2 protein-coding genes are annotated in these 1,448 nt (G+C 70.2%); both read right to left on the reverse strand.

The genetic code is table 11. From position 1 onward, the window contains the following. A partial coding sequence (locus MJ783_RS20615; RefSeq protein ID WP_239312873.1) for a trypsin-like peptidase domain-containing protein occupies positions 1–804 on the reverse strand: 804 nt, incomplete at its 3' end. Between the two features lie 29 nt (positions 805–833). Next, positions 834–1,184: a trypco2 family protein gene (locus MJ783_RS20620; RefSeq protein ID WP_239312875.1), complete on the reverse strand. Its 351-nt coding sequence runs from the start codon at positions 1,182–1,184 to the stop codon at positions 834–836. Positions 1,185–1,448 lie beyond the last annotated feature (264 nt).

Here is a 1,448-nt window from a genome sequence, read left to right on the forward strand (position 1 = left end):
ATCCCGGCCGATAAACGGCACGACCCCGTGCTCCGGGCGCAGCAGCCGGGCCGGCGTGGCCTGCGGCGCGGACCAGTCCGGCAGCGGCTTGTACGGCCCGGCCAGTTCGACGGCCCGGCCGGCACCGGCCGCGATGCGCACCGGCCCGGCCACGTCTTCCAACGGGGGCGGCTGAGCGCCCGTCAGCTCCGCCAACCGCGCGTCCAGCCCGGCCGTCGTCAGCCCGGCGACCGGGCTGACGATCAGCCGGCCGTTGAAACGGACCGCGTCGTCGGTGACCACCCCGACCAACAGCCCGCCGGCGAACACCGGCCCGCCCGACATCCCCGCCCACGCCGATCTCGGCTCGCCCTCAGGGGAGGGTTGACGCAGCCGCGGCGACGCGGACTGCACCGAGAAATCCAGCCGGCGGCTTTTGAGCTCCCACGTCACCGAGCCCAGCGCCGACTCGCTGCCGCGTACCCCGTCGGGACGGGCTTTCGCCCAGGGGAACCCGACCGCTACTGCTTGCACGGGTTCGGCGTCGACGCGTCGCTCGTCGAGGTGGCCCCATCCGACGCTGCTCGTCACCGCCGCCCACGGCTGGCCGGCGACCGCCAGCAGCGCACCATCACAGGACTCATCTGACCAGATGACCACCGCGTCCCACCACTGCGCCGACCCGAGCGGGCGGACCTCGCAGGAACCCGCACCGGCTGCTACGACATGCTCCGCGGTCAGCACCAAGCCGTCTGTCACCGCATACCCGGAGCCGACTTTCCCGGCCGCGTAGATCTCGACGATCCGTGCCGCGTCAAGCCCCACCGATACCCCCTGTCTGCCCCGGTACGGCGCTAGGCTGGCCGCTTGGCCACGGTGTCCGCCACTGGCTGTTCCGGCACGGTGTCCGCCACGTGCAGTGACTCCACGGTGCCGTCGGGCATCCGCAGCCCCGGGGTCAACGTCACCGCCAGCCGGTGTACCGAACCGACGTCACGTGTGGCCGCGGCATCCGCGGACAGCACCCAGAACTTCGCACCGGTCTTGACCTCACCCGAGGTCGTCACCGCCACCTGAAACTCAAGGTTGATCTCACCGACCGCGAAATCAATGTCACCTGCGGCGCCATCGGCCAACGCCTGTGTGAACTGCGCACGCAGCGTCCTGATCACCACGGCAAGATCTACGCCAGGCTCGTTCGACACTGTTCCCACCGCCCATCGATTCGCCCGGATACCCGGTAACGCGAGCAATCCGTGGCATTCCGTGATGTCGGGCAGGATACTCCGCCGCTGCCGGGGGCTCCGGTCACTCCCCCGACACGCCTGACGGCACCGGTGGCCGGCCCGACAGGCCGGACAAGCCCAGAAGGTAGGGCACCGAGCCCGTCCTCGTGATCATTCGGCGTATCGTCATTTACCTGCGGTGGGACATCCGGGCACGTCCGAGATGTTGGCTGTCGTAGCGCT

The organism is Protofrankia sp. Cj3, from assembly GCF_917627355.1.
In the GTDB taxonomy this organism is placed as follows: Bacteria; Actinomycetota; Actinomycetes; order Frankiales; family Frankiaceae; genus Protofrankia.